Below are 2,325 nucleotides of genomic sequence, written 5' to 3'. Positions count from 1 at the left end.
CTTCGCCGACTGCTAAACTTACTATATCAACTACAGGAGGTGTTCCAAATGGAGAAAAAAGAGATTGTGCCCATTCAGATCGTGGATCGAAATCCACCAATGGCACCCACTGCTCCCGCAAAATCGAAACTCGCTGCTCGTGTAAAATTAGGCCAAGCCGAAGCCTATATTTACAATGGAACGGATAAATATATTTTAGCTACAATCATGAAGGAGCTGAGCATCCATGCTTCTCGACTTCACTCACGTACCTAATATCTTTATCGTTTGTGGGAAAACCGATCTTCGAAAAGGAATCGATGGACTTGCGGCCTTTGTCACAGAAACATATCAACTCGATGTTTTCGATCACTCGCTCTTTCTGTTTTGTGGCTCAAAACCAGACCGCTTCAAGGCACTTTACTGGGAAGGTGATGGCTTTTTATTATTGTACAAACGATTTGAAAATGGTCGGCTTCAATGGCCGAAAAACTCTTCAGAAATGAAGAAATTAGATGTTCGGCAATTGAAGCGACTGCTTATAGGCTTTTCGATCGAAGAGAAGAAAACCATTCATTCCAGCACCAAGGGTGCCTTCTATTGAAGTAGTAGAAACGTTGGTTTTATGCGATTTCTACTACTTTTTTGTCGTCAGAAATGGTATAATAATAACAGGTGATATCAAGCGTGGAGGTGTAAATGATTGACTAAAAAGGGAAATCAGCTTCTTTTGGATAACAAGAAACTGGAGAAGCGTCTCCAAGAAATGACTGAACAATTTGAACTCGTCCTTGAACAAAATCAGTACCTTCAAGAACAGCTATTCGCGATGCAGCGTCAGATGTATGGACGAAAAAAAGAAGATACGCCATCTGTCGATGGGCAAACAAATTTATTTGATACAGACCCTTTTAAGGAACCAGAGCAGACTGGTCAGGAAAGCCAGGAATTGATTGAGGTAAAGAGCTTTAGACGGAAAAAGACAAAAGGAAAAAAAGCCTTGTCGCTTGCCCACTTACCCGCAAACCATCTTCACTATTATTTGGAGGGCGAAGACTGTCTTTGTGATGCCTGTGGTACTCACATGACTGAAATTGGCTCCACCGTCGTCCGTGAAGAACCTCTATTTATTCCTGCTCATATTGAAAAAAATTTATTTCACCAGCATGCGTACAAGTGTTGCACATGTGAAAAAGACAATGGAACAACATCAATTAAGAAAGCTCGTGTACCAAAACCTCTGATCAATAATAGTTTTGGCAGTCCTACGATGGTAGCTCAGACAATCGTTGAAAAATATATCAAGAAAGTGCCTGCCTATCGGCAAGAGAACGAATGGAAAACCTTTGGCTTTCCATTGGATCGACAGAAAATTACACATTGGCATCTTCTGGCGACAGACTACGTCTTGTCGCCGCTGTATCAACTATTAAAAGATACCTTACAGAACCAAGAAGTCATTCATGCGGATGAGACGCACTACAATGTCTTAGACGTTCCAAAAGCCACGACCTATTATTGGCTGTATACTTCTGGAAAAGCAGAAAGCTATCCCATTGTTCTTTACCAACATGAATTATCGCGCAAACATGAAATCCCTCAGAATTTTCTTACACACTTTACTGGCTATCTACATAGTGATGCTTACGCAGCTTATGGAAAAATGGCTGGCATCAAGAATGTTTACTGCTGGGCACATGTTCGTCGGAAATTTCATGAAGCGATCGGCTCACAGCCCAAAAAATATAGCACCGCCTTATTAGGCGAGCGCTATTGCGACCTTCTTTTCAAAGAAGAGAAGAAACTACGCCATCTAGATCCAACGGATCGTCAAAAACAGCGCAGTCAATGGATCAAACCCATCGTGGATGAATTCTTTTCTTGGGCATCTAATCTATGTGTTCTCCCAAGATCAAAACTGGGAGAAGCCGTTGCGTATCTGCTAAAGTACAAGGAAGGATTGTGTACTTTCTTAGAGGATGGACGGTTAGAAACCACGAACAATCGCGCGGAACGAGCCATCAAAGAATTGGTGATCGGTCGAAAAAACTGGTTGTTCTCAAAAAGCGAAAAAGGGGCGCAAGCAACAGGAATCATTCTGAGCATTCTACGGACAGCTGTAGAAAATGGCTTAGATCCAAGAAAATATCTGATCTATTTATTTGAAAATATCCCCAACCTGCCAAGTTTAACAAAACCTGCGCTGGCAGCTTATTTGCCTTGGAATCAGGAAGTTCAAAGAAAGTGCCAAGCTAACTATTAATAAAAAAAGCACGCCCATCAATCATCCTTAAGTATACAGGAGGATTGATGGGCTTTTAATACACCTTACTATCTGACGCTTAC

The 2,325-nt window shown here is 41.5% G+C and carries 3 protein-coding genes; all 3 read left to right on the top strand.

The genetic code is table 11. The features are described 5' to 3' along the window. The first annotated feature begins 48 nt into the window (after positions 1-48). Positions 49-255, top strand: coding sequence for a hypothetical protein (locus tag KQI58_RS22300; protein ID WP_216411127.1), 207 nt, complete (start codon positions 49-51; stop codon positions 253-255). Continuing rightward, positions 227-583, top strand: coding sequence for an IS66 family insertion sequence element accessory protein TnpB (gene tnpB / locus KQI58_RS22295; RefSeq protein ID WP_216411126.1), 357 nt, complete (start codon positions 227-229; stop codon positions 581-583). The genes KQI58_RS22300 and tnpB overlap by 29 nt, the downstream gene beginning before the upstream one ends. A 99-nt stretch (positions 584-682) precedes the next feature. Continuing rightward, on the top strand, positions 683-2,242 hold the full coding sequence (tnpC, locus tag KQI58_RS22290; RefSeq protein ID WP_253296096.1) for an IS66 family transposase: 1,560 nt from the start codon (positions 683-685) through the stop codon (positions 2,240-2,242). The last annotated feature ends 83 nt before the right edge of the window (positions 2,243-2,325 follow it).

Source organism: Enterococcus raffinosus, from assembly GCF_018917525.1.
Taxonomy (GTDB): Bacteria; Bacillota; Bacilli; order Lactobacillales; family Enterococcaceae; genus Enterococcus_A; species Enterococcus_A raffinosus_A.
The sequence above is the reverse complement of the archived record's forward strand: the minus strand, read 5'-3'. Positions and strand labels throughout refer to the sequence as shown.